21 protein-coding genes are annotated in these 21,307 nt (G+C 58.4%); 11 read left to right on the top strand and 10 right to left on the bottom strand.

What is annotated here, in order from left to right; genetic code table 11:
• Positions 1-86: 86 nt before the first annotated feature.
• On the bottom strand, positions 87-1,412 hold the full coding sequence (locus L972_RS15460; protein WP_047439350.1) for a tyrosine-type recombinase/integrase: 1,326 nt from the start codon (positions 1,410-1,412) through the stop codon (positions 87-89).
• A gap of 386 nt (positions 1,413-1,798) precedes the next feature.
• Between L972_RS15460 and L972_RS15455 the strand changes: the two genes are divergently transcribed.
• The 5 genes from L972_RS15455 (at position 1,799) to L972_RS15435 (ending at position 8,059) form a co-directional block, all read left to right on the top strand.
• Positions 1,799-2,683 carry a DMT family transporter gene (locus L972_RS15455; protein ID WP_047439349.1) on the top strand — a complete coding sequence of 295 codons (885 nt, stop codon included), beginning with the start codon at positions 1,799-1,801 and terminating at the stop codon, positions 2,681-2,683.
• A 105-nt stretch (positions 2,684-2,788) separates the two neighbouring features.
• Positions 2,789-4,726 carry a methyl-accepting chemotaxis protein gene (locus L972_RS15450; RefSeq protein WP_047439347.1) on the top strand — a complete coding sequence of 646 codons (1,938 nt, stop codon included), beginning with the start codon at positions 2,789-2,791 and terminating at the stop codon, positions 4,724-4,726.
• A 500-nt stretch (positions 4,727-5,226) separates the two neighbouring features.
• Positions 5,227-6,357, top strand: coding sequence for a porin (locus L972_RS15445; RefSeq protein ID WP_047439344.1), 1,131 nt, complete (start codon positions 5,227-5,229; stop codon positions 6,355-6,357).
• Positions 6,358-6,452: 95 nt separating this feature from the next.
• On the top strand, positions 6,453-7,142 hold the full coding sequence (locus L972_RS15440; RefSeq protein ID WP_047439342.1) for a YccT family protein: 690 nt from the start codon (positions 6,453-6,455) through the stop codon (positions 7,140-7,142).
• A gap of 89 nt (positions 7,143-7,231) precedes the next feature.
• Positions 7,232-8,059 (top strand): SDR family oxidoreductase, encoded by an 828-nt coding sequence (locus L972_RS15435; protein WP_005343603.1) that lies wholly within the window; start codon positions 7,232-7,234, stop codon positions 8,057-8,059.
• 92 nt (positions 8,060-8,151) lie between these two features.
• Here L972_RS15435 and L972_RS15430 read toward each other — a convergent pair whose 3' ends face one another.
• Positions 8,152-8,484: a DUF1904 family protein gene (locus tag L972_RS15430; protein WP_047439340.1), complete on the bottom strand. Its 333-nt coding sequence runs from the start codon at positions 8,482-8,484 to the stop codon at positions 8,152-8,154.
• 88 nt (positions 8,485-8,572) lie between these two features.
• On the opposite strand from L972_RS15430, the gene L972_RS15425 reads away from it, so the two are divergent.
• From L972_RS15425 to L972_RS15410, 4 genes are all read left to right on the top strand, one after another.
• Complete coding sequence (locus L972_RS15425) at positions 8,573-9,460, top strand: TraB/GumN family protein (protein WP_047439339.1); 888 nt, start codon at positions 8,573-8,575, stop codon at positions 9,458-9,460.
• 136 nt (positions 9,461-9,596) lie between these two features.
• On the top strand, positions 9,597-9,776 hold the full coding sequence (locus L972_RS15420; protein ID WP_047439337.1) for a DUF3149 domain-containing protein: 180 nt from the start codon (positions 9,597-9,599) through the stop codon (positions 9,774-9,776).
• Positions 9,777-9,955: 179 nt separating this feature from the next.
• On the top strand, positions 9,956-10,537 hold the full coding sequence (smrA, locus tag L972_RS15415) for a DNA endonuclease SmrA (protein ID WP_047439335.1): 582 nt from the start codon (positions 9,956-9,958) through the stop codon (positions 10,535-10,537).
• A gap of 138 nt (positions 10,538-10,675) precedes the next feature.
• Positions 10,676-12,154: a carboxypeptidase M32 gene (locus L972_RS15410; RefSeq protein WP_047439333.1), complete on the top strand. Its 1,479-nt coding sequence runs from the start codon at positions 10,676-10,678 to the stop codon at positions 12,152-12,154.
• Positions 12,155-12,289: 135 nt separating this feature from the next.
• Here the strand turns inward: L972_RS15410 and L972_RS15405 are convergent, their stop codons facing one another.
• From L972_RS15405 to L972_RS15380, 6 genes are all read right to left on the bottom strand, one after another.
• A complete protein-coding gene (locus L972_RS15405; RefSeq protein WP_005338740.1) occupies positions 12,290-12,691 on the bottom strand; it encodes a VOC family protein in 402 nt (133 codons plus the stop codon).
• Between the two features lie 94 nt (positions 12,692-12,785).
• The gene (locus tag L972_RS15400) at positions 12,786-14,405 is read right to left on the bottom strand and encodes a DUF7305 domain-containing protein (RefSeq protein WP_047439332.1); all 1,620 of its coding nucleotides are present in this window, start codon (positions 14,403-14,405) and stop codon (positions 12,786-12,788) included.
• Entirely contained in the window at positions 14,402-14,962 is a 561-nt protein-coding gene (locus L972_RS15395; protein ID WP_047439330.1) for a PilW family protein, read from the bottom strand. Before L972_RS15395 ends, L972_RS15400 begins: the two co-directional genes overlap by 4 nt.
• Positions 14,956-15,348 carry a type IV pilus modification PilV family protein gene (locus L972_RS15390; RefSeq protein ID WP_005338749.1) on the bottom strand — a complete coding sequence of 131 codons (393 nt, stop codon included), beginning with the start codon at positions 15,346-15,348 and terminating at the stop codon, positions 14,956-14,958. The genes L972_RS15395 and L972_RS15390 overlap by 7 nt, the downstream gene beginning before the upstream one ends.
• Complete coding sequence (locus L972_RS15385; RefSeq protein ID WP_005338751.1) at positions 15,345-15,764, bottom strand: GspH/FimT family pseudopilin; 420 nt, start codon at positions 15,762-15,764, stop codon at positions 15,345-15,347. The genes L972_RS15390 and L972_RS15385 overlap by 4 nt, the downstream gene beginning before the upstream one ends.
• A gap of 1 nt (position 15,765) precedes the next feature.
• Positions 15,766-16,155: a type IV pilin protein gene (locus L972_RS15380; protein WP_047439327.1), complete on the bottom strand. Its 390-nt coding sequence runs from the start codon at positions 16,153-16,155 to the stop codon at positions 15,766-15,768.
• Between the two features lie 411 nt (positions 16,156-16,566).
• On the opposite strand from L972_RS15380, the gene L972_RS15375 reads away from it, so the two are divergent.
• Positions 16,567-18,105 (top strand): AlkA N-terminal domain-containing protein, encoded by a 1,539-nt coding sequence (locus L972_RS15375; protein ID WP_047439324.1) that lies wholly within the window; start codon positions 16,567-16,569, stop codon positions 18,103-18,105.
• On the top strand, positions 18,102-18,575 hold the full coding sequence (locus L972_RS15370) for a methylated-DNA--[protein]-cysteine S-methyltransferase (protein ID WP_047439322.1): 474 nt from the start codon (positions 18,102-18,104) through the stop codon (positions 18,573-18,575). Before L972_RS15375 ends, L972_RS15370 begins: the two co-directional genes overlap by 4 nt.
• Positions 18,576-18,642: 67 nt before the next feature.
• On the opposite strand, the gene L972_RS15365 is transcribed toward L972_RS15370, so the two are convergent.
• Together L972_RS15365 and L972_RS15360 are read right to left on the bottom strand one after the other, a co-directional pair.
• Positions 18,643-20,502, bottom strand: coding sequence for a peptidase U32 family protein (locus tag L972_RS15365; RefSeq protein WP_047439319.1), 1,860 nt, complete (start codon positions 20,500-20,502; stop codon positions 18,643-18,645).
• Between the two features lie 97 nt (positions 20,503-20,599).
• Positions 20,600-21,208 (bottom strand): LysE family translocator, encoded by a 609-nt coding sequence (locus tag L972_RS15360; RefSeq protein ID WP_047439317.1) that lies wholly within the window; start codon positions 21,206-21,208, stop codon positions 20,600-20,602.
• Positions 21,209-21,307: the final 99 nt, after the last annotated feature.

The following is a 21,307-nucleotide window of genomic DNA, read 5'->3' as shown; positions in this document are numbered from 1 at the left end:
AGTTACTTATTCGTGGGCGGTTACACAATTGGATTTACAGGCTCGATTTAATCATTTAGTCCGTCATTCAGCATTATCATAGCCACTTACTTTCTATTAAAACTCAATTTCACAACGTTATTGAATACTGTTTCAGCAACAGGCTCTTGCATCACCTCATCAGCTACCAGTCTCCCCCAATTAATCCAGACAAGTCGGGTTTTCTCGGCATGACGTGAGCGGTGATAAGTTCTAATAAGTTTGTTAATGGGTGTGTGATTCAAGCAAAGCTCAATTACCCTTTCCTCAGTATCCAGTCTTTCCGCCCAGTTAGTTGCAGCACTTCGACGTAAATCATGAATAGTAAATGGCTCCATATCAGATAGAGAGCGAGCAATGAATCGTCTTAGTGCTCGTGTAATTGAATCGACTAATATTGGCTCTATTTCATCTGTTTTTGGCCGATCTGATTCAAATACAAAATCACCATTGGAATACTGTCCCTGAACTTCAATTACTGATCTTGCTTGAGGAGAAATAAAGACTGTATGAGCTCTACCATTTTTCGTTTCTGGAATGGTCCATATATCATCCTTGATCTGTGAAAAACGCATATTGGCGACTTCACTACGCCGACATCCGGTCAGTATCAATAGCTTGATCGCATTCGCTGCAGGCAGAGAAATAGTGGCATGGCGAGAAACGCCCCGTCCCCCAGCTGCCAGGCTGCCACCGCTCCCCAAGTCCTCATCAATGGCCTTCCATAACCTGCGCAATTCGGGGACAGTCAGCCAACGCTCTCTTGGGGCGCCAGCACTGGCGCCAAAATCTTTTGGCCGTAATAGCCTTGCTGGGTTAGCTTCAATCAGGCAGTGAACCACCGCATAATCCAACATCTGATTCAGCGTTCCCAGCCCCTTACGGGTTTCGTCTTTTGTTGCGCGCCTGGTTATCTCTAACGCTTGTGCCAAGTGGGCACGAGTCAGATCGATTAAGCGAATATTGCCCAGGGTCTTCTTGAGATGACGATTCCAACGATCTTGATGACATTGGAGGGTTTTGGGTTTGACGACCTGAGCAACACGTTGCGCATCGAGCCATCGTCCAAGCAACTCATCCATCGTCAGGGCCGTTTCATTTTTAGCCTTTTCTTGCGCTGCAAACTTAGTGGGATCAATGCCCCGCTTCACAAGCTGCACGGCTTTGCCATGCTCCTCTCTAGCTTTAGCCAAAGTTAGAGCTGGATAACTCCCCAACAACAATTCACCTTCACTACCACCAATCTTGAAGCGATACACAAAACGCTTGAGGCCACTTGCGCGAATTTCTATCTTGAGCCCGCCACCATGCTTCGATTGAATCGCATATCGCTTCACCTTAACCCCTTCAACAGGCTTGAGTGACGAGATCTCCAAGTCTTTACTTATCGCCATCCGTACCCCTCCCCGTACCCCTCCAATGCAGTGCGTTGGAGTGAGACCTTATGAAACTACTTGATACAGACATATTAATTAAATAACTGTTTTTAATCAAAAAAATATCCATCGCAGAACCAGTGGATACCGTCTGAAACTCTATCAACCTTGGCTCCTAAGGGACAGGCCACTGGTTCGACTCCAGTCGGGAGCGCCATATAAAACAAGGGGTTGGCATCTTCACGATGCTAACCCCTTGGTCGTTTTTGGCGACAATGAATCCGACCATCCAACCGTAATGACCCTCTCCTTTCTGCGTTCAGAGCATGCGCTCTCTGATAGACTGCTTCTCTTCGGCTTGTCTGTGAGGCCAAGCCCTGTTTCATCTTGCAAAGGAGTGTTGGATGTCCGGATGTTCTTGGTGGGATAGATCCACCGGTTTTGCACTGCTGACCATTGTGCTGTGGGCCTCGCTGGCGGCGCTGACGTCACGGGTCACCAGCGTGTCACCGCTGGTGCTGGTCGGGCTGGTGCTGTTGTTCTGCGGGGTCGGGGCTTTGCCGTTCTGGCGCCAATGGCGCGCTCGCCCGATTACTTGGCTGGTGACGGTTACGGCATTGCTGCTCTACCATCTGCTGCTCTTTATGAGCTTTCGCCATGCCCCGGTGCTGGAGGCCAACCTCATCAACTACCTCTGGCCACTCTGTATCATTCTGTTCACCCCGCTGTTGTTGCCCGGTCATCCACTCCATGCACGTCATCTGCTGGCTGGCGCCTTTGGTCTGGCGGGTTCCATGCTGGTGATGGTCGATGGCGAGCTGCAACTGCAGCAGGCCTATCTGCCGGGATACCTGTTGGCGCTCGGTGCAGCTGTCGTCTGGGGGGCCTATTCGGTGCTATCACGCCGTCTGCCACCAGCCCCTGCCGTGGTCACTGCGGCAGCCTGCCTGCCCGCAGGTTTGCTGGCGCTGCAGCTTGCCCGTCTGCTGGAGGGGCCCCTGCCGCTCGCACAGATCCCCACCAGTGACTGGAGTCTCATCATCGGGCTGGCGCTGGGCCCGATGGGGGCAGCCTTTGTGACCTGGTATCTTGCGCTGCGGGATGGGGACCCACGCCGGATCGGTGCCCTTGCCTACCTGACACCGCTGCTGAGTACCTTGCTGCTGGTGTTGCTCAATGGAGAAACGCTGACCTCGCGCCATCTGCTGGCCGGTGCACTTATCATAGGAGGCGCCCTGCTCGGTATGCTGGGCCAACGCAACAGAGCACTGGCATCCCCAGCCAGTTAAGTCGGTAAAATAGGGCCACCTGACCATGCTGTCATAAAAACGCCATCATCCCTGTTTAGGCTCGGGCCACGCTCCCCCATGGTCTGTGCTGACAGGAATTACCCCGTGAAAATCGCCCATTACGCCACCCTCTCCTCCCTTGTTTTGTTACTGGTCGCGGGAGGACAGGCGCTGGCCCTCTACCACGGCTGGCAGCAGCTTGCCCGTACCAATCAGGCCCAGCATCAGCACGAGACGCTGCAACAACTGGTGACAGTGACCCTGCAAAACAGCCTGCGTGACTACCTCAACAGCGGCGATCCACAGCAACTGACCGCTGCGGAGAAGATCCGCCAACAAGCGCTTTCCTCGCTGACCGCTCAGGATGATGCCGTGGCGGCCCCGCTCAGGCAGCAACTCGAGCAGATGGCGCAGCGCATCGCGCACGACTATCAGGCCGCAGGCAAGCTCTCGGGCAACAGCCAGCTGCTACTGCAAAATGCGGAGAGTGAGCTGGGCAGCCAGGCCATGGCGCTGATCCGCTATGGGGAGCAAGGTGCCAGCACGGAACAATCTGCCGCAGCACAGCAATATCACCGCGGTGCGGCCGAGATCCTGGCGGGCCTGCCGCGCCTCGCCCATTTGCGCCAAAGCTATATGGAACAGGGCAATGAGAAGCTGCTCGAAGGGATCCGCTTCGAGCTGGAGGCACTGCAAAAACAGGCGCAAGCGCTGCAAGCCTTGCCGCTGCTCGGCCTGTATGAAGAGGCGCCCGCCGATGAATTCACTCTGGGGGAGCCAGTGCGAAAGGAGCTGGGAGATCAACCGCGCAGCGAATTACGCTCGCTGCTGGGCCGCTATCCGCAGGAGCTGGCCAACAGCCGCACGGCGCTTCAGCAACAACAGGCTGGCCGCCAGACCGTGCAGCAAGACATCATGGCCATGTTGCAAGCGACCAGACAGATGGGGGAACTACTTGCCCACGAACGGCAAGCCGTCAATAAGGAGCTGGCCACCATCCTCGGCACGCTGGCGCTCTGTCTGGTGATAGTCGCCCTGCTGTTTGCGCTGGTGCAACGACGCTGGCTGCTCACCCCCTTGTTGCGACTGCGTGGAGCCTTTCTGCAGCTCGATCAGACGGGGCAGGCCGAGCCGTTGCCTGCCGGGCGCGATCACAACGAGCTGGCCGATATTGTTGCCAGCTACAATCGGCTGATCGGTCGCCTGCAACTGGACCAGCAACAAAAAGAGGGGCAGCTGTCAGCGGTATCCCTCAGTCTGCAAGGGATGGTCAGCCAGGTTGACGAGATCCACCACAGCACCCGCACCACCGAACAGGTGGTCGACGAGAGCGGCCAGATGATGGATGAGCTGAACCAGCTGGCCGGAGAGGTCCATCAGGTCGCCGCCGACATCGCCCAGCATGCCCACCATAACGAACAGGCGATGAGCCAGAGCGAAGACCTGGTGGGGAGCATGCTGCACGCCACTCATCAGACCGGACTGGCGATTGACGAGAGCGATGAGGCGCTGCAAGCCCTCACCCGCTCGGTTGCCGATGTGACGGCAATTGTCGATGTGATCGGTCATATCGCTCAGCAGACCAACTTGCTGGCCCTCAACGCCGCCATCGAAGCGGCCCGCGCAGGGGAACAGGGACGCGGTTTTGCCGTGGTTGCCGATGAAGTGCGCCACCTCTCGGCCAATACCCAGCAATCCCTCAACCAGATCACCGATATTCTGGGGCGCCTGACTCAATCCGGCGAACAACTTGGCACTGTACTGAACCGGATCACCAGCGAATCAAGCCGCCAGCGGGCGCAGGCGGAACAACTGCGCCAGACTACCCAGGCAGTGAGGGAGATCGCCCGCAACACCGCAGTGATCGCCCTGCAGGGCGCCGACAACGCCAAAAGTCAGGAGCACAAACTGGCCAGTTTTGCCGATCTGATCACCCGTATCCATCAGCATGCCCGTCAGGTGAGTCAACTCTCGGTGCAGGTCTCGTCCCATATCCACCATCAGGCGCAGCAGATCCCCCGCATCCTCGGCCAGCAAGGCTGATCCCTATTCGCCCCGCATCCTCACCAGATCACTTTCCCTCAATGAGAGGGAAAGTTTTTTTGTAGCACAAAATTATCTGTTATCGGCAGGTTAACTGACACCTCTTCCCCTGTACCGGATGAAAACCCGCACTGGCGCTGGCTGCGGCCTCAAGAAAACGCTCTCATCACTGTGATACCTGCCATGAGGCTGTTTACGACCTTGCCCATGATTATTTGCACTCGGTCATACTTTTGAAACGTTGAGGGAACTTTTCATTGATATTTCGCACCGCGAACGTACTCTTGGGGTTGTCCGATAGCCAAGAATCGGAACATAAAAAAACAACATGTGATGATCAGGACTGCCAACTACAGATGTGCCAAGACATCCGGGTTGCAGGTAGCCAAGACAAGATTTTTTGCCCTTCGGGGTGTTGATTGCAATACCGATAATCGAGCGGAAGGCACACAGCCAACTGCCGAAAAAAAAGCTAAGTCCATAAAATCAGGAGCTATCTTATGTTCAATAAATCCGCACTGGCTGTTGTCATTGCTTCAGCTTTCGCACTGCCTGCTCATGCAGATATCAAGAATGTCGACATCTATGGCCAGATCGCAATCTCTGCCTGGACTGGTGCTGACTGGGCAACCGTTGATGCCAATGGCGGATACGAGAACCCCATCAAGATCGAAAATGAATCTCGCATCGGTTTTCGTGGCAGCAAGGATTTTGCCAACGGCCCCAAGTTTATCTGGCAAATCGAATCCGGCAACGTCGGTGAGTCTGGCGGTGACGGCAAGCTGGGTGTGCGCGATACCTTCGGTGGTTTCGAGTGGGAAGGGATAGGTAAAGTTCGCGCAGGCCGTATGCTAACACCGCTCTATGAAGTGCTTGACTGGCCGTACAGCAGTATCTCTACCGGTAAAGTGATGGACTGGCGCGGCGACATCATCGGTGGTGGTAACTACGACCGTCAATCCAACATGATCCGCTTTGACTCCGCCAACCATAGCGGCTTCAGCTACAACCTGGCGCTGGGCCGTGGTAACAATACCGATGATGCGAGCTCCAACTTCTATGGCTTGGGCGCCCACTACAATACCGGTCCGCTGACTCTGCACGCGACCTATGAAAAAGGAACTGACCGCAAAATCGGAGATGGCGCGTTTAACAAAACCCAGAAGGGTGGCGATACCATCCTTACGCATACTAGCGGAACAGGCGACTCAAATGCCTATCTGCTGGGCTTCGAGCTGAACTTTGACAATGGCCTCGGCTTCTACGGTGCCTATAAGCGCCTGACCGCCGATTATACCGACATGGACTTGAATGTTATCGGTGTAGGCACCTCACAATTGAACGGCATGTCACAAGATAGCTATACCTTGGCCACGATATACAACACAGGTCTGTGGCAGTTCAAACTCGCCTATGCCGCCAACCTGAAGCCTGAATTTGAAACGGCGGCTGGCGACTTTAAGGTGACCGAGTTCAGCGACTCCATCATCTCCGGTCAAGCCATGTACTTCCTGGATGACTCCGCCGTTGCCTATGTTCGTCCTTACTATCTGCAGCGCCGTGGTCTGTCAGTGGTACAAGATGGCGATAAAGAGTTTGGTCTGGGCATGGGCGTAGAATACTACTTCTAAACCCTGGCTTGTGTTCCCTGTATTTAATGCCTACTTGGCGGGCCCTTACAGGGCCCGCCTTTTTAGTTGTGATGAAGACAAGAGGTAAACCAGAAATGAAAAAGACCATTATGGCAGCATTAATCGCCACACTACCCTCTGTCAGTCAGGCTGCAGTCAATCTGGAAATAGGCAGAGGGGTAGAACTAGTTGCGGTCAATGGTATTCCGGTTGACTCCCCGCTGTTTATTGGCAAGGTAGACAATCAATCTTTGCCCGACGGAGACAATCAAATTGCGATTAAAATCTCTCAATTAGTCAAAGATAAAAACAATACAAAAAAATATAACTCTCATGTACATGTATTGACATTTAATGCTGCAAACCAAGCAATATCGGTAGAAGCACCGAGGTTGCAAACATGGGAGCGAGGAGAGGCGTTTGACAAACAACCACAATGGAAACTCTCGTCATCCGGCAACACCGTTTCATACAAACTTGGTGAGCTGGTCTCTATGACCAATATGTCCGTGCTTCGTAATTTTGGCGAAGAGCTTGACGCATTTAACCGTAGCAACCAACCAGCGGCGCTACCTCAACTGGCAGGAGCAATGCAGGGTAATGTGAAAAACGTATATGACTTGCCGACACAAGGCAGCAACATGATTCCCGCAGCAGTAGCCACAAAACCCATTCAGCCTTCCGATATCAGTGGCTCAGCTTCCCAACAAGCGCGATTCTGGTTTGACAAAATGACCCCAACCGAGAAACGCGATTTTATCTCTTGGGCAGCGCAAAACCTGTAAGAAGTACTGTTTATCACACTTAGCCCGCTTTTATGCGGGCTTTTGTTTCATGTATCCTCAAGCGATACATCGTATAGAGATTTCCCATCATGCCCCGTTTTGTTCTGATCACCGGTTGTTCCAGCGGTATTGGCCTCGCCGCCGCACAGGCGCTCGGGCAGCACGGTTTTACCGTGATCGCCTCGGCGCGCAAGGCGGAAGATGTGGCCCGTCTGCAGCAACAGGGATTGCTGGCAGTACAGCTGGATCTGGCGGACCCTGCCTCCATCGAGCTGGGTGCCAGTGCGGCGCTCCATCTGGCGGGCGGGCGCCTCTATGGCCTGTTCAACAATGGCGCTTATGGCCAACCCGGGGCGCTGGAAGATCTGCCCACCGAAGCGCTCAGGGAACAATTCAATACCAACCTGTTTGGCTGGCACCATCTGATCCGTCAGGTGCTGCCGCCGATGCTGGAGGCCAAAGAGGGGCGGATAGTGCAGAACAGCTCGGTTCTGGGGCTGGTTGCCATGAAGTATCGCGGCGCCTACAACGCCAGCAAGTTTGCGCTGGAAGGTTATAGCGACACCCTGCGCCTTGAACTGGCGGGTAGCGGGGTACATATCAGCCTGATTGAACCGGGTCCTATCGATACCCGTTTTCGTGCCAATGCCCGCAGCGCCTTCTTGCGTCACATCGATCCGGCCCAGAGCCGCCATCAGTCGGCCTACCGCCAGACCCTGACGCGGCTGGAAAAAGAGGGGGCCACCAGCGGCTTTACCCTCTCCAGCGAAGCCTGCATCCCGCCGCTGCTCCATGCACTGACCCACGCCCATCCCAAGGCGCGATATCCGGTGACCACACCAACCCGGCTGTTTGCCTTCTTGCGACGGGTATTGCCCACTCGCTGGCTCGATAAACTGCTGGCCAAATCAGCCTGATCCCGTGATTGGCGACCAAGTACCCGGTCGCCCAGGTGGCGTTAGCTGGGTAGCGGCGTCACCCGCCCCGCCAACCTGGTTTGTCCCTCTCTTCAATAGTGCTCGCCATTGCTGTAGTAGGCACTCTTGACCAGAGGGCTCACCTGCACCACTACATAGGTCTGCTCCCCCAGCACCCGTTTCAAATGGCGCGTGATAAGGCGCGCGGCGGCGTCCTGCATCTCCTGCGGCCGTTCGAACCAGTGCAACTCGACAAACGGAAATCCCGCCTCTGGCTCGCCATTGCGGATCCAGCAGCTCTCCACCCGCTCCATGGTGACAAACTCCGGCTTGCCGCCGGTCAGCTCGCAAAGCTCGGCCAGCAGCGGGCCGCTCACCTGTTGCAGGGTCTCGAACGCCACGGCGCGAAAACGAAGATGGGGCATGGCAAACCTCTTGGTTATCTGAAATGAGGACTTATCATAGGGGTTATTGTCAGCAAGAGAAGTCACCCGGCGCATATTAAGGATCCCCATGAGATTTCATCGCACCCTCTTAGCCTTCCTGCTCTGCCTGCTGCTACCGCTGCACGCCTTTGCCGATCCCGCCTTCTATCGGGTGAGCAAGGGCAACCAGCAACACTGGCTGTTGGGCTCAATCCATGCGGGCAAACCTTCCCTCTATCCTCTGCCCGAGCCGGTGGAGCGTGCCTGGCTGCAGAGTCACGCACTGGTGATGGAGGTGGACATGAACAGCATCACGCCGGCTCAGTGGCAACAAACCGGCTCCCTCACCCGACTGGTGGATGGCAAGCCGCTCAAGGATCATCTGCCTGCCGAGCTCTATCAACGCACCCTGATGGCAGGGGCCCGCTATGGCATCGACGAGGCTACCCTCGCCACCCTGCGCCCCTGGTTTGCCGCCATTACTCTGACCCAAGCCGCCATGGCCCGCTCCGACTTCAAGAGTGAACTCGGGATAGACCAGCACTTTGCCACCCGGGCCGCTAAAGAGGGCAAACCGTTGGTGGGCTTTGAGACCCTGCTGGAGCAGCTCGGTTATCTGGCCAGCGTGGGTGACAACCAGACCCTGATGCTCGCCAGCACCCTGGATGAGCTACCGATGCTGGAGAGTGGTTTCGCCGCCGTGATGAAGGCGTGGCAGCAGGGAGATGAGGCAACGCTGATCAATCTGCTCAAGGAGGAGATGGCCCCGCCCGCGCTACAGAGCTGGATGGAGCAGACCCTGCTGGCCGAGCGCAACCATAACTGGCTGAAAAAATGGTCCACCCTGCCCAACGAGAGCTTTATCGTGGTAGGCGCCCTGCACCTTTACGGCGAACAGGGGTTGCTGGCGTTGCTGGAGCAGCAAGGGTGGCGCATTACCCCGCTCACCACACCGGGCCCTGTGCAGGCTCGGTAGCAAGGAGTCCAGTGAGAACGATCACAGATCGCGCTGGTTATTAAACAACCTGCAAGGGAGTTGATCGGGATCATCCCGGACGTGGCAAAGAGGTATTTATCATGCCTGTCATCAACTGGGTGACAGGAGCAATAAAATGGACTTTTGGCTGGACCTGATGTTTGGCAACAGCGTGGGATTGATGTCGATGCTGGTGATTATCGGCACCTTCTTGCTCATCAGCTCTTACGCGGCCTACTTCATCTACAAGGTGATGCACTCGCAACCGCCTCATTCACAGCACCCCCATTCTCAACAACCCAAAGAGGGCAAATAATCCTCTGACCACAGGCGGCAGTTCACACTGACCGCCTGTGCTGTTTTATGGTTCGCGACTGTGATTCCCGGGCCAGACTGCACTAATGTCCATGCTGGGCGCCCCTTATCCCCTCCCCGTTTTCTGTGCCGGTTGCGGCCGTTATAATGGCCCCCACTTTTTCTTATGGGGAGCCTGCCGTGTCTCATAACGACGAACTCTCGCTATTCATGAATGAAGTGGCCGACGTGCGGCCCATTCGCAGCGACAACATCCATCCCCATGCGGCTAAATCCGCCCCGACCGAGGCGCAGCTCGCTCGCCGCCAGGCTGCCACTACCGAACAACTCGCCCTCGACCACCTCACCATGGAGGCCATCGAGATGCTAGATCCGCACCAAATCGTCGGCTTCAAGCGTGATGGGGTGCAGGAGGGGGTCTACAAGAAGCTGCGGCTCGGCAAATACGAGTTGCAAGCCAGCCTGGACTTGCACCAGAAAACCCTCAACGAAGCGCGCCAGACGCTGGTGCAGTTCATTGCAGATTGTGAAGTCCGGGATATCCGCTGCCTGCTGATCCTGCACGGCAAGGGGGAGCGCAGCACCCCGCGCGCCCTGCTGAAAAGCTATGTGAGCGCCTGGTTGCCGCAACTGCCCGCCGTCATGGCGATCCACAGTGCCGAGCGTCGCCACGGCGGCAGCGGTGCTCTATACGTGCTGCTGCGTAAAAGCGAACGCAAAAAAGCGGAAAACCGCGAACGGCACCAGAAGCGGCTAGGCTAACTCGCCGATCGCCCCCACGCCTTTGGCCCGCCTGCATGATGGTGGTCAACTATACAGCGGCGGTGTTAGCATCGAACGGCCCCGATCATGCCAGGTACGGGGCGGCATACCATCAGGGACGATAACAAGGACAATCCCATGTCATATCAAAAGCTTGAACAACATCAGCAGCAGATCCACCGCTTTAGCCACCTCGCCGCCATCTGCGGCTGGGATCAGGCAGCCATGATGCCGGAAGGGGGCAACAATGCCCGCGCCGAAGCGATGGCCGAACTCGGTCTGCTGATCCACCAGAAGCGCACCGCTCCCGAGCTGGGCGACTGGATTGCCAAGGCCGAGAGTGAGCCGCTCGATGAAGTGCAACGGGCCAACCTCGGCGAGATCAAGCGCCAGTGGCAAGATGCCAGCCTGCTGCCCGGTGAGCTGGTCGAAGCGCTGTCTCTGGCCGGCAGCAAGTGCGAACACGCCTGGCGCAGCCAGCGCAAGAACAACGACTGGGCCGGTTTTGCCCCCAATCTCGAGGAGGTGGTGAAACTCTCCCGTGAAGTAGCACAGCTGCGGGCCGATGCGCTTGGCGTGCGCCCCTACGACGCCATGCTGGCCCTCTATGAGCCGGGCATGACCAGCGCACGGCTCGATCAGATCTTCGGCGATCTCGCCAGCTGGCTGCCGGCTCTTATCCAGACCGTGAGTGAACAACAAAAGGGCGATGCCCTGCTGCTGCCGCAAGGCCCCTTCCCCATCCCGACCCAGCAGGCGCTCGGTCAGGAGGTAATGGGGCTGCTCGGCTTTGATTTCGCTCACGGCCGCCTCGATGTGAGCAGTCACCCCTTCTGTGGCGGCGTGCCGACCGATGTGCGGATCACCACCCGCTACAACGAGCAGGAGTTTGTCTCCAGCCTCATGGGCATAGTGCACGAGACCGGCCACGCCCGTTACGAACAGGGGCTGCCGCGCCATCTGCTGGGTCAGCCGGTGGCCGAAGCGCGCTCCATGGCAATCCACGAGAGTCAGAGCCTGTTTTGCGAGATGCAGCTGGGCCATCATCCGGCCTTCCTCGCGCTGCTGGCACCACGCATTCGTCACCACTTCGGCGAACAGGCGGCGTTTGCGCCGGACAATCTGGCCAGGCTCTACAGCCGGGTCGAGCCGGGCTTTATCCGGGTCGATGCGGACGAGGTGACCTATCCGGCCCACGTTATCCTGCGCTACGAGCTGGAGCACGATCTGGTGGAAGGGAAGATCGAGGTGGCCGACATCCCCGAGCTGTGGGACGCCAAGATGCAGCAGTGGCTGGGGCTCTCCACCAAGGGCAACTACCGCAATGGCTGCATGCAGGATATTCACTGGACCGACGGCTCGTTCGGCTACTTCCCGAGCTACACCCTGGGCGCCATGTATGCCGCCCAGCTGCGCTTTGCCCTCGAGAAAGAGCTGGGCAGCATGGGTGAGGTGATCGCGGCGGGCCGCCTGCCGGAGATCTTCGGCTGGCTCGGACGCAACATCTGGTCACAGGGGAGTCTGCACAGTACCGACGAGCTGGTGCGCCGCGCCACCGGTGAAGCGCTCAACCCGCACTGGCTGCGCCAACATCTGGAACAGCGCTACCTGAAGTAATGAGCGCAGTAAGCTAACAGCAGAACGGGGCCCTTTTTAGTTGACCACTACAGGGCCCCGTTTTTATGGCGGTTCATTTTTATGGCGATGCATGGCACAGCACGCCGTCACGGCAATGCTGTAAAAAGAGAGGGTTCAGAGGGGGTCCGGGGAACCCAGCAACTCGCGCAGTTGCAGGATATTGCCCTCCGGGTCGAAGGCGTTGCGCACCACAAAGCCGGGCCCTGTCCACTGCTGTGGCAGCAAACCGCCGCCGAGATCCGCCGCCTTCGCTTCCGCCCAGGCGAGGCTGGAGACGGTGAAGAACAGCTTGATGGCCCCCTCTTCCCGCAGTGCTGGCGGCCGCTTGATAACGACTTGCCCGGCATAAGGCTCAGGAATGGCATGGATCAGCAGCTGGATATCGCTGTTTTCCAGCACTACCAGCTGCTCATCCTGACTACAGACCACCATCTGCAGCAATGTACGGTAAAAGTGGGTCAGCAGGCCCGGATCCTTGGCATAGATCAGGGCACCGGCGCGAGCGGGTCCTGGCATGGAGCTCTCCTCAACAGTGAACGGCTGGGTGGACAGATCTCCACCTTCTCACAGTTGCGCGCCCCGTTCGATCCTTTTTAGCCGCTCGCCAGCCTCACTGCACAAAGTGCCACTGCCGCAGCGCCAGTGTCGGCGGCGGCCCCTGATCTTCGCCCATATCCGCCATGCCCAGCGCCTCGTCATAGTGCACCCCGCCCGCACCGCTCTCGGTCAAGTGTTTTGCACGCACCGCCCCGTACAAACCGCCACTTCCGCTGATCTTCATCTCGGTCAGCGGGGCATAGAGGGCGGCATAGAGCGGGGTATTGCCCGACAGCTTGATCCCATCCTTGCCGCTATACGCGGAATAGATGGAGATAGCGGGCGTACCGCCAGCGGTCAGCCCCTGTTTGGCTGCCGTCACCTCGGCACCGGCCCCGAGATCGACCTTGCCGCTGACGATCAGGGTCAGGCTGCTCCCCTCGCTCACCGTCAACTTGTTGCTGCCAGTCATGGTGAAATCCTTGTCGATCAGCAGCACCACATCCCCCTTGATGGTGAGACTGGCATCGGCCCCCATATTGAGGCTGTCGAGCTGATAAATGGTCTGCTCCTTGCCAAACAGATCCCCCTTGCCGGGTAGCGGTAGCCCGGGCTTGTGCTGGTTGCTGCTGGTGACCGAGCCGGTGGCGGGATCTGTGGTCAGCACCATCTGCTGGGTGGCGCCCAGCGTCAGGGGGCCATTGATGGGCAGCGTTGCAGGGGGGAACGATTTGGGCAACGCGGCCACATTGAGCGGGTCACACACCTGCCCGGCCACAGGTGGCAGCTTGGGATCATTGCGATACTCGGGATCCAGATACTTCTGGTTCGCCTGATCTTTAAAAAAGCCAGCACCACCATAACTGAGTTTGCCGCTGTCGATACTGGTACCCCAGTCCATGGAGACATTGCCATTGACCGCCACCTGACCACCGATGCGCCCCCCTTTCAGGGTCAAACTGCCGCCCCCTTTCACATTGCCGGAGACCCGGACAATCTTGTCCGAAGAGGGGGAGATAATGACGTCGCTCCCGGCATTCACGTTGCCGGAGATGGGAGAAGATCCGTTCAGGGTCACGGAGCCGGTCGCCCGTACATCGCCCCAAATTGGCGAATTGCCGTCGAGCACCACATTGGCCTTGTCACTGACGGTCGCCACCTTGGCATTCTGGTTAATGTTGGTGCCGCCATATTTGCCCTTGCGCGAGTCATAGCTGTCGATAAAACCGCTACCGGAGAGGCTCAGCCCTTCACACGCCACCACCGAATCCTGAAAGATGAGATTGCCGGGCTCACGCTTGAGGGCAAACAGCGCGTTGAGGCTGGCATTTCCCTCCAGATAGCGGCCATGGCTCTGCAATGCCAGCTTGCTGCCGGTGGCGGCATCCAACTGCTCGATGCTGAAGCGGCTGCCCGCCATGGCCCCTTCGCCCTTGCTTGGCACCTTCTGCACCAGTTGAGCCCACTCTATCCGTGGTTCAACGCCAAGCGCCTGATGCAGGGCGCGATAACTCTCGTTCATCCCCTGCTCGGCACTGAGCTGCGCATTGATCTTCTTGTGAAAATTGCCGCTCAGGCGAGTCTGCAACTGGTTCTCCTGAATGCTGCTAAACACCAGCAGACTCGACAGCAGGCTCACCACCAGCACCACCAGCAGTACGGCTCCCCGCTGCCCCTGCAATCCCTTGTTCATCCCGCTCCTCCTGCTGTAGCGTTGGCACCGGATGTGGCCAGTGCTGCTGCCCAGACCGCCTTGCGGCGGGCCACCTGCACCTCTACTCCCGGTGCCAGATAGCTCGGCAGCCCTTCGGGCAAGATGCGGATATTGACCAGTGCACCCTGCTGGCCGAATTCAAGACCCTGAAGATGGGCCAGCAACAGGCGCGGACCATCTCCGTCATCGCAACTGAGCACCGGCGGTGTGAAGCGGTACTGCTCGGTAAAATCGGCGGTTTTCTGGTTGCCAAGGCAGGAGAGCACCTGACTGCCCCCCTCTACCTTGAAGGCCAGCGTCAGGCGATCAGGGGTCACGGCTATCAGCTGATCCGCCTGCTTGATGCTGTTGGTAAAGGTGAGAGTGGCAAAGCGCAATACTTCGTTCGCCTGCTCCAGCGCCTTGCTCTGCTCGACCGTGCTCTTGATCGGGGCGTAACCGGCAAAAATCGCCAGCATCAGCATCAGACCGAGCACCATGGAGATCATCAGCTCGACGAGACTGACACCTCGTTGCCGGGAGGGGACGCTCAGCATAAAGGCGGAAATCCTGCGTTCAGCTCCACCCGCTTGGCGCCGGAGACCCGCTCATCCTGCCACTCGATAGCGACCACAAAGTTGTCGCTATAACGGTTCGGCAGTACCAGCCGGTGGCCATCCTGCAGGGTGAAGCGGGCAAGAAAATCGGCCTGGGTGAACCGCTCGGGCTTGCGCTGCACTTCACACAGCGAGCTCCAGATCTGCTCCACGCTGTTGCTCGCCTCGATCGTAGCCAGCGTGCTCTGCAAGCTGTAGTGCGCCTGCTGCAACGAAACCACCTGCCCCTTGGCGAGACCGAGAAACACCATCACCGCCAACACCATGGAAACCATGATCTCCACCAGATTGAAGCCCTGCTGGCGGGCAAGTGCCGCGTATCTCATGAGCAGCTCCCTTGCAGCAGCTGGCCGCTCGGGGCCACGCAGAGCACCCGCTGCTCACCGAGGCGATTGGCCAGAATGATCTCGGCGTGGCTGCTGCTGCCGGTTGGCGCGATCTGGATGGGGTCAAACGGCTTGATCACCACTCCGCCAGCAGGTGCTGCCGCCTGACGCAGCAACTTGCTGTCAGCCATCACCTCCCAGCCACCGTTCTCGGTGCCCTGCAATACCACCGGCAGGGTCAGCTTGACCGCTTCGCTGCGGGCAAAGCGGTAGGCTGAAGCGAGTTCGGTCGCACTGCGATCGAGCCGTTCGGCCGCGAGGCGCTGACTCATAGAGGGCAGCCCGACCAATAACAAGATGGCGGCGATGCCGACCGTGATCATCAACTCAATCAGAGTAAATCCGCGCACGTTCATCCTATGATCCCCAGCAGTCATGGCGATTGGCCGCGCGATAACCGGTCTGATCGAGGGTCAGAGTGCCGCACTCATCCTGTTGTCGCGTCGTTGGAATGGCTTTAAGCAGGTAGTCGCCAGCATCTTGCTGGCTGTAGCTGAACTGGTAGAAATCCGTGTTGGAAGGGGTAGCAAACGTGTCGGGATAACGACCCTGTTGGGTATAGATACGTTCGAGGGCGAGCGCCTGCTCCAGCAATTGCTGCTGCGCTTCGTAACGACGTCCCTGTTGCAGATAACCCTGATACGCTGGCAACGCGATGGCCGCGAGAATGCTGACAACCGTCATGGCGATCAACAACTCGATCAGACTAAACCCCCGGCAATGGCGCCATGCCTTATAGTCGTTCACTTATCATCCTTGGCAAGTGTTGTTGTTATTGGTCGGCCCTGGGCCGCAAACGTGATGACTTAATAATCATCAAAAATTAACTGACTCGATTGAACAACACAAAATCGCCACACTCAATGTAAAAAAGATAGTTATGTGATCTGTTATTAATTTTTAAGCAGTTTTCGCCGCCACTAATCTCGCTATGCAAATAAAGCTAAGCCAATCGTGCCTACGAACCGTCCGTTATGCTCCCTTCTGTCGAGCCGAGACATATGAATAACAGCGTGACGAAGAGTGAAACCCGGCCGTGCAACGAAAGAGTAAAAAAACCTTTCACCAACTTTTGTTATTCCTGTCCGTTTCTGGCTAGTCACGGCCTCCGCGCCCCCTTACTCTCTTGCCATCTATTCCAGCAAAGCCGCCAACACCATGAATGCAAAGCCAAGTCCTGAGTCGTCACAAGATGAGGTGAGCAACACCCTCAGCCGCGAGCAGTGCCATGCCGCACGGCTCGCCCGCGATGCTCGCTTCGATGGCCGCTTCTTTACCGGCGTGCTCTCGACCGGCATCTACTGCCGGCCAGTCTGCCCGGCACGGCCACCGCACGAGCACAATGTTCGCTACTTCCAAAGCGCCGCGGCCGCCGAGCAGTATGGGCTGCGACCCTGCCTGCGCTGCCGCCCTGAGCTGGCCCCCGCCGCCCGTGGCGATCTGCCGGTTGAACTGGCACGTCTGCTGGCACGCATCGATCGCGGCGAGCTGGCTGACGGCACGCTCGCTGAACTCGCCGCTGACGCCGGGATCAGCGAACGCACACTACGCCGCCAGTTCGAGCAGCACCTCGGCGCCTCGCCAAAACAGGTGGAGCAAACACGCCGCCTGCTGCTTGCAAAAAGGCTGCTGACCGAAACCGGGCTGCCCATTACCGACATCGCGTTTGCCGCCGGATTTGCCAGCATCCGTCGCTTCAATGATTCCTGGCTCAACGCCTACGGACTGGCCCCGCGCACCCTGCGCCAACAAGAGGATCATGCGCCAGAGCACATGAACGCGCAGCCCCGCGGCGCAACCCTGACGCTGCAATTGCCCTATCGCCCCCCGTATGACGTAGCGGCCATGCTGGCGTTCTACCGGATGCGGGCAATCCCCAGGCTGGAGCGGGTAGATGGTGAGGTGTATGAGCGGCGCTACCGGGTCGGCGATCAGGTCGCGCGGGTGCGTATCGCGCAGGGCAAGGGGCATAGCCTGCAGCTCACCGTCCATGATCTGCCGCTCGCGGCGCTGCCGGACCTGCTCTATCGGGTGCGCCGGATGTGGGATCTCGATGCCGATATGCAGCGGATCGGTGATCTGCTCGGTCAGGATCCGCTGCTCGCCCGCTTGCAGGCACGCTGGCCCGGCGTGCGACTGCCGGGTGGCTGGGACGAATACGAGGTGATGCTGCGCGCCATCGTCGGCCAGCAGGTCTCGGTCAAGGGAGCCATCACCATACTCGGGAGACTGGTGGCCCGCACCGAGGCGCAATACGGGGTGGCGCAACTACCGACCCCCGCCCAGTTGTGCGAACTCGATCTCGACGGTATCGGCATGCCCGGCAGCCGTATTCGTACCCTGCGGGGCGTGGCACAGGCGCTGGCCAGCGGCGAGCTGACCCTCACGACAGCCAGTGACGAGCAGTTGCTGGCGCTGCCGGGCATAGGCCCCTGGACTGTCGCTTACTGGCGGCTGCGTTGCGGGCTGGATACCGATGCCTTCCCCGCCTCCGATCTGGTGCTGCAAAAGGCACTCGGCGGTGGCACCAAACTACCGGTGAAAGAGGTGTTAACCCAAAGTGCAACGTGGCAGCCGTGGCGCAGCTATGCGGCCAGCTGGCTGTGGCATGCCATGAGTGAAGCGCCCGATTTGCTGCTCCATGCCACCAGCAATGAACAACAGCCAGATACCCAACAACAGGAGATAACCCCATGATCCGCTACGATATCCTGCCGACCCGCTGCGGCGATCTGCTGGTTGCCATCAATGAATCTGGTCTGGTGCACGTAGACTTTGTGGCGGGCCTGCGGGCACTGCCCGATATGAGTGGCTGGCAGCAAGATCACGAAGCGCTGGCTCCCTTCCTCGCCGAATTTGACGCCTATTTTGCCGGTCGCTTGCAGCGCTTCTCCCTGCCCCTTGCCGCCCGTGGCACCGCCTTTCAGCAGACGGTGTGGCAAGCGCTGTGCGACATCCCCTACGGCGAGACCCGCAGCTACAGCGATATTGCCCGCGCCATCGGCAAGCCAGAGGCGGTGCGGGCTGTGGGCTCGGCGAACGGCCGCAATCCGCTCTCGATCATCGTCCCCTGCCATCGGGTGATCGGCCAAAACGGCAGCCTGACCGGCTATGCGGGGGGATTGGAGATTAAAAAAGCGCTGCTGGCGCTGGAGAGGGGCAATTAAAGGAGGGTAGGCAGAGAACCTGCGATAAAAAATTGCCCCTTTCCGGATGGAGAAAGGGGCTCATTGATCAGCGTTTCAGGCTGCCCATCACATGCATTTCGCAGCGGTTACAGTCAAAACGCAGGCGGAAGGTGTCTTTACCCATCTTGAGCTCCAGCGGCTCGGCCTTGAGACCGGGCACCTCGTTCGGGCAGAGGTTCTGGCTATAGCGGATGCAATGCTTGGTGATCATCAGCACCACTTCCCGCTCCTCCTTGTTCGCCTCATAGGCGGGAGCGATGCGCTCCACCCCGTGTTCGCGGAAGAACTGCTCGGCGGCGCTGTTCAGCACGTTGCCAAGGTAGGAGAGGCGGTGCTGGGGATAGTTGATATCCCGCAGGGCGATGCGTCGCTCGGGGCGCTGGTAGCTGGCCACCCGCGCCGCCTCCAGCGCGGCGATGCTGTCCCGGCGCAAACCGTTGAGCTGTGATGCGGCGATAAATAACGGGTGAGTGAATGCCAACTCAATCTTGCGCGCCACAAACAGGGTATTGCCGAGTTTGCCAAGTTGATCCCGCGCCTGCTGCAACGCCCGCTCTGGATTGTCGGCAGGCTGTTTGTCGCAAGGCAGGGTCACCGCGGCACTAATGCCCTGCTCGTCGGTGAGCGTGAGAATCACGCCCTCATCGCACTCTGCCAGCACCATATCGATCCGGATGCGGCGATCCGCGCTCGCCTTCTCCAGCATCTTGCTGAACGCCTGATCGTGGTTGCGGTAGATTTCAGTCCCCACCTTTAGCCCCGGCATGCGTTCTGACAGGAGTAACTGCTTACCTTCGACCTTGTTGAGGCGCATCCCCACCAGCTCGTTGTTCGGCTTGAAGAAGCCCAAACCGTCGCCGTTGTTGAGGGTGACCTGTTTGCCATCAATCTCGATACCGTCACGGGTCACCTTGGTGACACGCCCCAGCGGTTCGCCCACATATTTCGGGCTTTTGGTGGAGTCGATCCCCTGATGACGGCCATGGAGGAAGTAGTCGGTGCTGCCGCGGTTGAAGCTCTTCTTGGGGTCAGGCGTGAAGCTGTAGCTGCAACGACCCGCCGAGGCTGCGACCAGATCGGAGCGACTATCCAGAATGGCGTCCAGCTTCTGGCGATACCAGGCAGTAACGTTTTTGACGTAGTCGAGCCCCTTGAGGCGCCCTTCAATCTTGAAGGAGCGGATCCCCGCCTCGATCAAGGCCTCCAGGTTGTCAGTCTGATCCATATCCTTGAGGGACAGCAGGTGGCTGTCGGCCACCAGCACTTCACCGTCCGGCTTTTGCAGCGAGCAGGGCAGACGGCAGAGCTGGGCACACTCGCCACGGTTGGCGCTGCGGCCTGTGCGGGCATGGCTGATATTGCACTGGCCGCTGTAGGAGACACAGAGCGCACCGTGGATAAAGAACTCCAGCTGCACATTGGTCACCGCACTGATCTCGCGGATCTGCGCAAGAGACAGTTCGCGCGCCAGCACCACCTGAGAGAAACCCACATCCTGCAGAAACTTCACCTTCTCCGGCGTGCGGTTGTCGGTCTGGGTACTGGCATGGAGCGCGATGGGAGGCAAATCCAGCGCCAGCAGTCCCATATCCTGCACGATGAGCGCATCGGCACCGGCTTCGTAGATCTGGTGGGTCAGGCGCCGGGCCTGCTCCAGCTCGTGATCGTGCAGCAGGGTGTTGAAGGCGACAAAGACCTGGGCGCCGAAACGGTGGGCGTGACGTGCCAGCGCTTCGATATCCTCGATGGAGTTGCCCGCCGCACTGCGGGCGCCAAAGGCAGGGCCGCCCATGTAGACGGCATCGGCACCATGGTTGATGGCTTCGATGCCGTAGGCGAGGTTCTTGGCCGGAGCCAGCAGCTCCAACCGGTTGTTGTGGCTTAACGGGTGCTTGTTCTGGTGCATGGTCTCGGGATCAGGGCGGACAGCAAATGGGCGCTACTCTAGCCCATTCACCGCCTGCGTGCCTTGATCCCGCTTAAGGTATCTGCGAAATACAGGATTAGATAACCACCTTGAGCGCCAACCCGAGCAGCACCAAGCCACTCACCTTATCGATCACAAAGGATTTGGCTTTAAGCCACGCCAGCACCGGCCCACGAGAGAGCACCAGCGCCACCAGCACGTACCAGACGGCATCAATACCGCCCGCGGTGAGCATCATGATACCCCCCTCGCTCCAGCCGGTATCGGCCCGCACAAACTGGCTGAACAGAGCGATGAAGAAAACCGCGAGCTGGGGATTGAGGAAGGCCACCATAAAACCTTCAAAGGCTCCTTGCCGACCACGCAACTGATGCACCTCTTCATTCCCTTCGTCACTGGCTGGTTTTGCCAGCAGGGCTTTCACCCCAAGCCAGGCAAGAAACGCAGCACCACCGTAGTGGATCAGATCAAACAGGATAGGGGTCTGGGTGATCAGGATCGAGAGGCCAAGCGCGGTGACCAGCGCATAGATACCAACCCCGAGGCCGTGGCCGAGCGCGGTGGCAACGCCGTGCCCCTGCCCGCCCTGCACCGTGTTACGGATGATCAGCGCCAGACTCGGCCCCGGGCTGATGGCGCCCATCACGCAGATTGCGGCCAGTGCCAGCCAACTCGTCAGTTCCATGCATTTCCTCTTTATATGCTCGATATGATGACCTGCATTCAGGGTACGGGCTGAGCCATTATGCCAGTAGTGAAAGTTATGAATAGATTCCATAACCAA

The sequence above is a fragment of the Aeromonas sp. ZOR0001 genome (assembly GCF_000801015.1).
GTDB lineage: Bacteria > Pseudomonadota > Gammaproteobacteria > Enterobacterales > Aeromonadaceae > Aeromonas > Aeromonas veronii.
The sequence above is the reverse complement of the archived record's forward strand: the minus strand, read 5'-3'. Positions and strand labels throughout refer to the sequence as shown.

Excerpts from the sequence above, each read along its gene's own strand:
- L972_RS15460 (WP_047439350.1), bottom strand. The coding sequence starts at position 1,412 with ATGGCGATAAGTAAAGACTTGGAGATCTCGTCACTCAAGCCTGTTGAA.
- L972_RS15455 (WP_047439349.1), top strand. The coding sequence starts at position 1,799 with ATGTCCGGATGTTCTTGGTGGGATAGATCCACCGGTTTTGCACTGCTG.
- L972_RS15445 (WP_047439344.1), top strand. The coding sequence starts at position 5,227 with ATGTTCAATAAATCCGCACTGGCTGTTGTCATTGCTTCAGCTTTCGCA.
- L972_RS15440 (WP_047439342.1), top strand. The coding sequence starts at position 6,453 with ATGAAAAAGACCATTATGGCAGCATTAATCGCCACACTACCCTCTGTC.
- L972_RS15435 (WP_005343603.1), top strand. The coding sequence starts at position 7,232 with ATGCCCCGTTTTGTTCTGATCACCGGTTGTTCCAGCGGTATTGGCCTC.
- L972_RS15430 (WP_047439340.1), bottom strand. The coding sequence starts at position 8,484 with ATGCCCCATCTTCGTTTTCGCGCCGTGGCGTTCGAGACCCTGCAACAG.
- L972_RS15425 (WP_047439339.1), top strand. The coding sequence starts at position 8,573 with ATGAGATTTCATCGCACCCTCTTAGCCTTCCTGCTCTGCCTGCTGCTA.
- L972_RS15420 (WP_047439337.1), top strand. The coding sequence starts at position 9,597 with ATGGACTTTTGGCTGGACCTGATGTTTGGCAACAGCGTGGGATTGATG.
- L972_RS15410 (WP_047439333.1), top strand. The coding sequence starts at position 10,676 with ATGTCATATCAAAAGCTTGAACAACATCAGCAGCAGATCCACCGCTTT.
- L972_RS15405 (WP_005338740.1), bottom strand. The coding sequence starts at position 12,691 with ATGCCAGGACCCGCTCGCGCCGGTGCCCTGATCTATGCCAAGGATCCG.
- L972_RS15400 (WP_047439332.1), bottom strand. The coding sequence starts at position 14,405 with ATGAACAAGGGATTGCAGGGGCAGCGGGGAGCCGTACTGCTGGTGGTG.
- L972_RS15395 (WP_047439330.1), bottom strand. The coding sequence starts at position 14,962 with ATGCTGAGCGTCCCCTCCCGGCAACGAGGTGTCAGTCTCGTCGAGCTG.
- L972_RS15390 (WP_005338749.1), bottom strand. The coding sequence starts at position 15,348 with ATGAGATACGCGGCACTTGCCCGCCAGCAGGGCTTCAATCTGGTGGAG.
- L972_RS15385 (WP_005338751.1), bottom strand. The coding sequence starts at position 15,764 with ATGAACGTGCGCGGATTTACTCTGATTGAGTTGATGATCACGGTCGGC.
- L972_RS15375 (WP_047439324.1), top strand. The coding sequence starts at position 16,567 with ATGAATGCAAAGCCAAGTCCTGAGTCGTCACAAGATGAGGTGAGCAAC.
- L972_RS15370 (WP_047439322.1), top strand. The coding sequence starts at position 18,102 with ATGATCCGCTACGATATCCTGCCGACCCGCTGCGGCGATCTGCTGGTT.
- L972_RS15365 (WP_047439319.1), bottom strand. The coding sequence starts at position 20,502 with ATGCACCAGAACAAGCACCCGTTAAGCCACAACAACCGGTTGGAGCTG.
- L972_RS15360 (WP_047439317.1), bottom strand. The coding sequence starts at position 21,208 with ATGGAACTGACGAGTTGGCTGGCACTGGCCGCAATCTGCGTGATGGGC.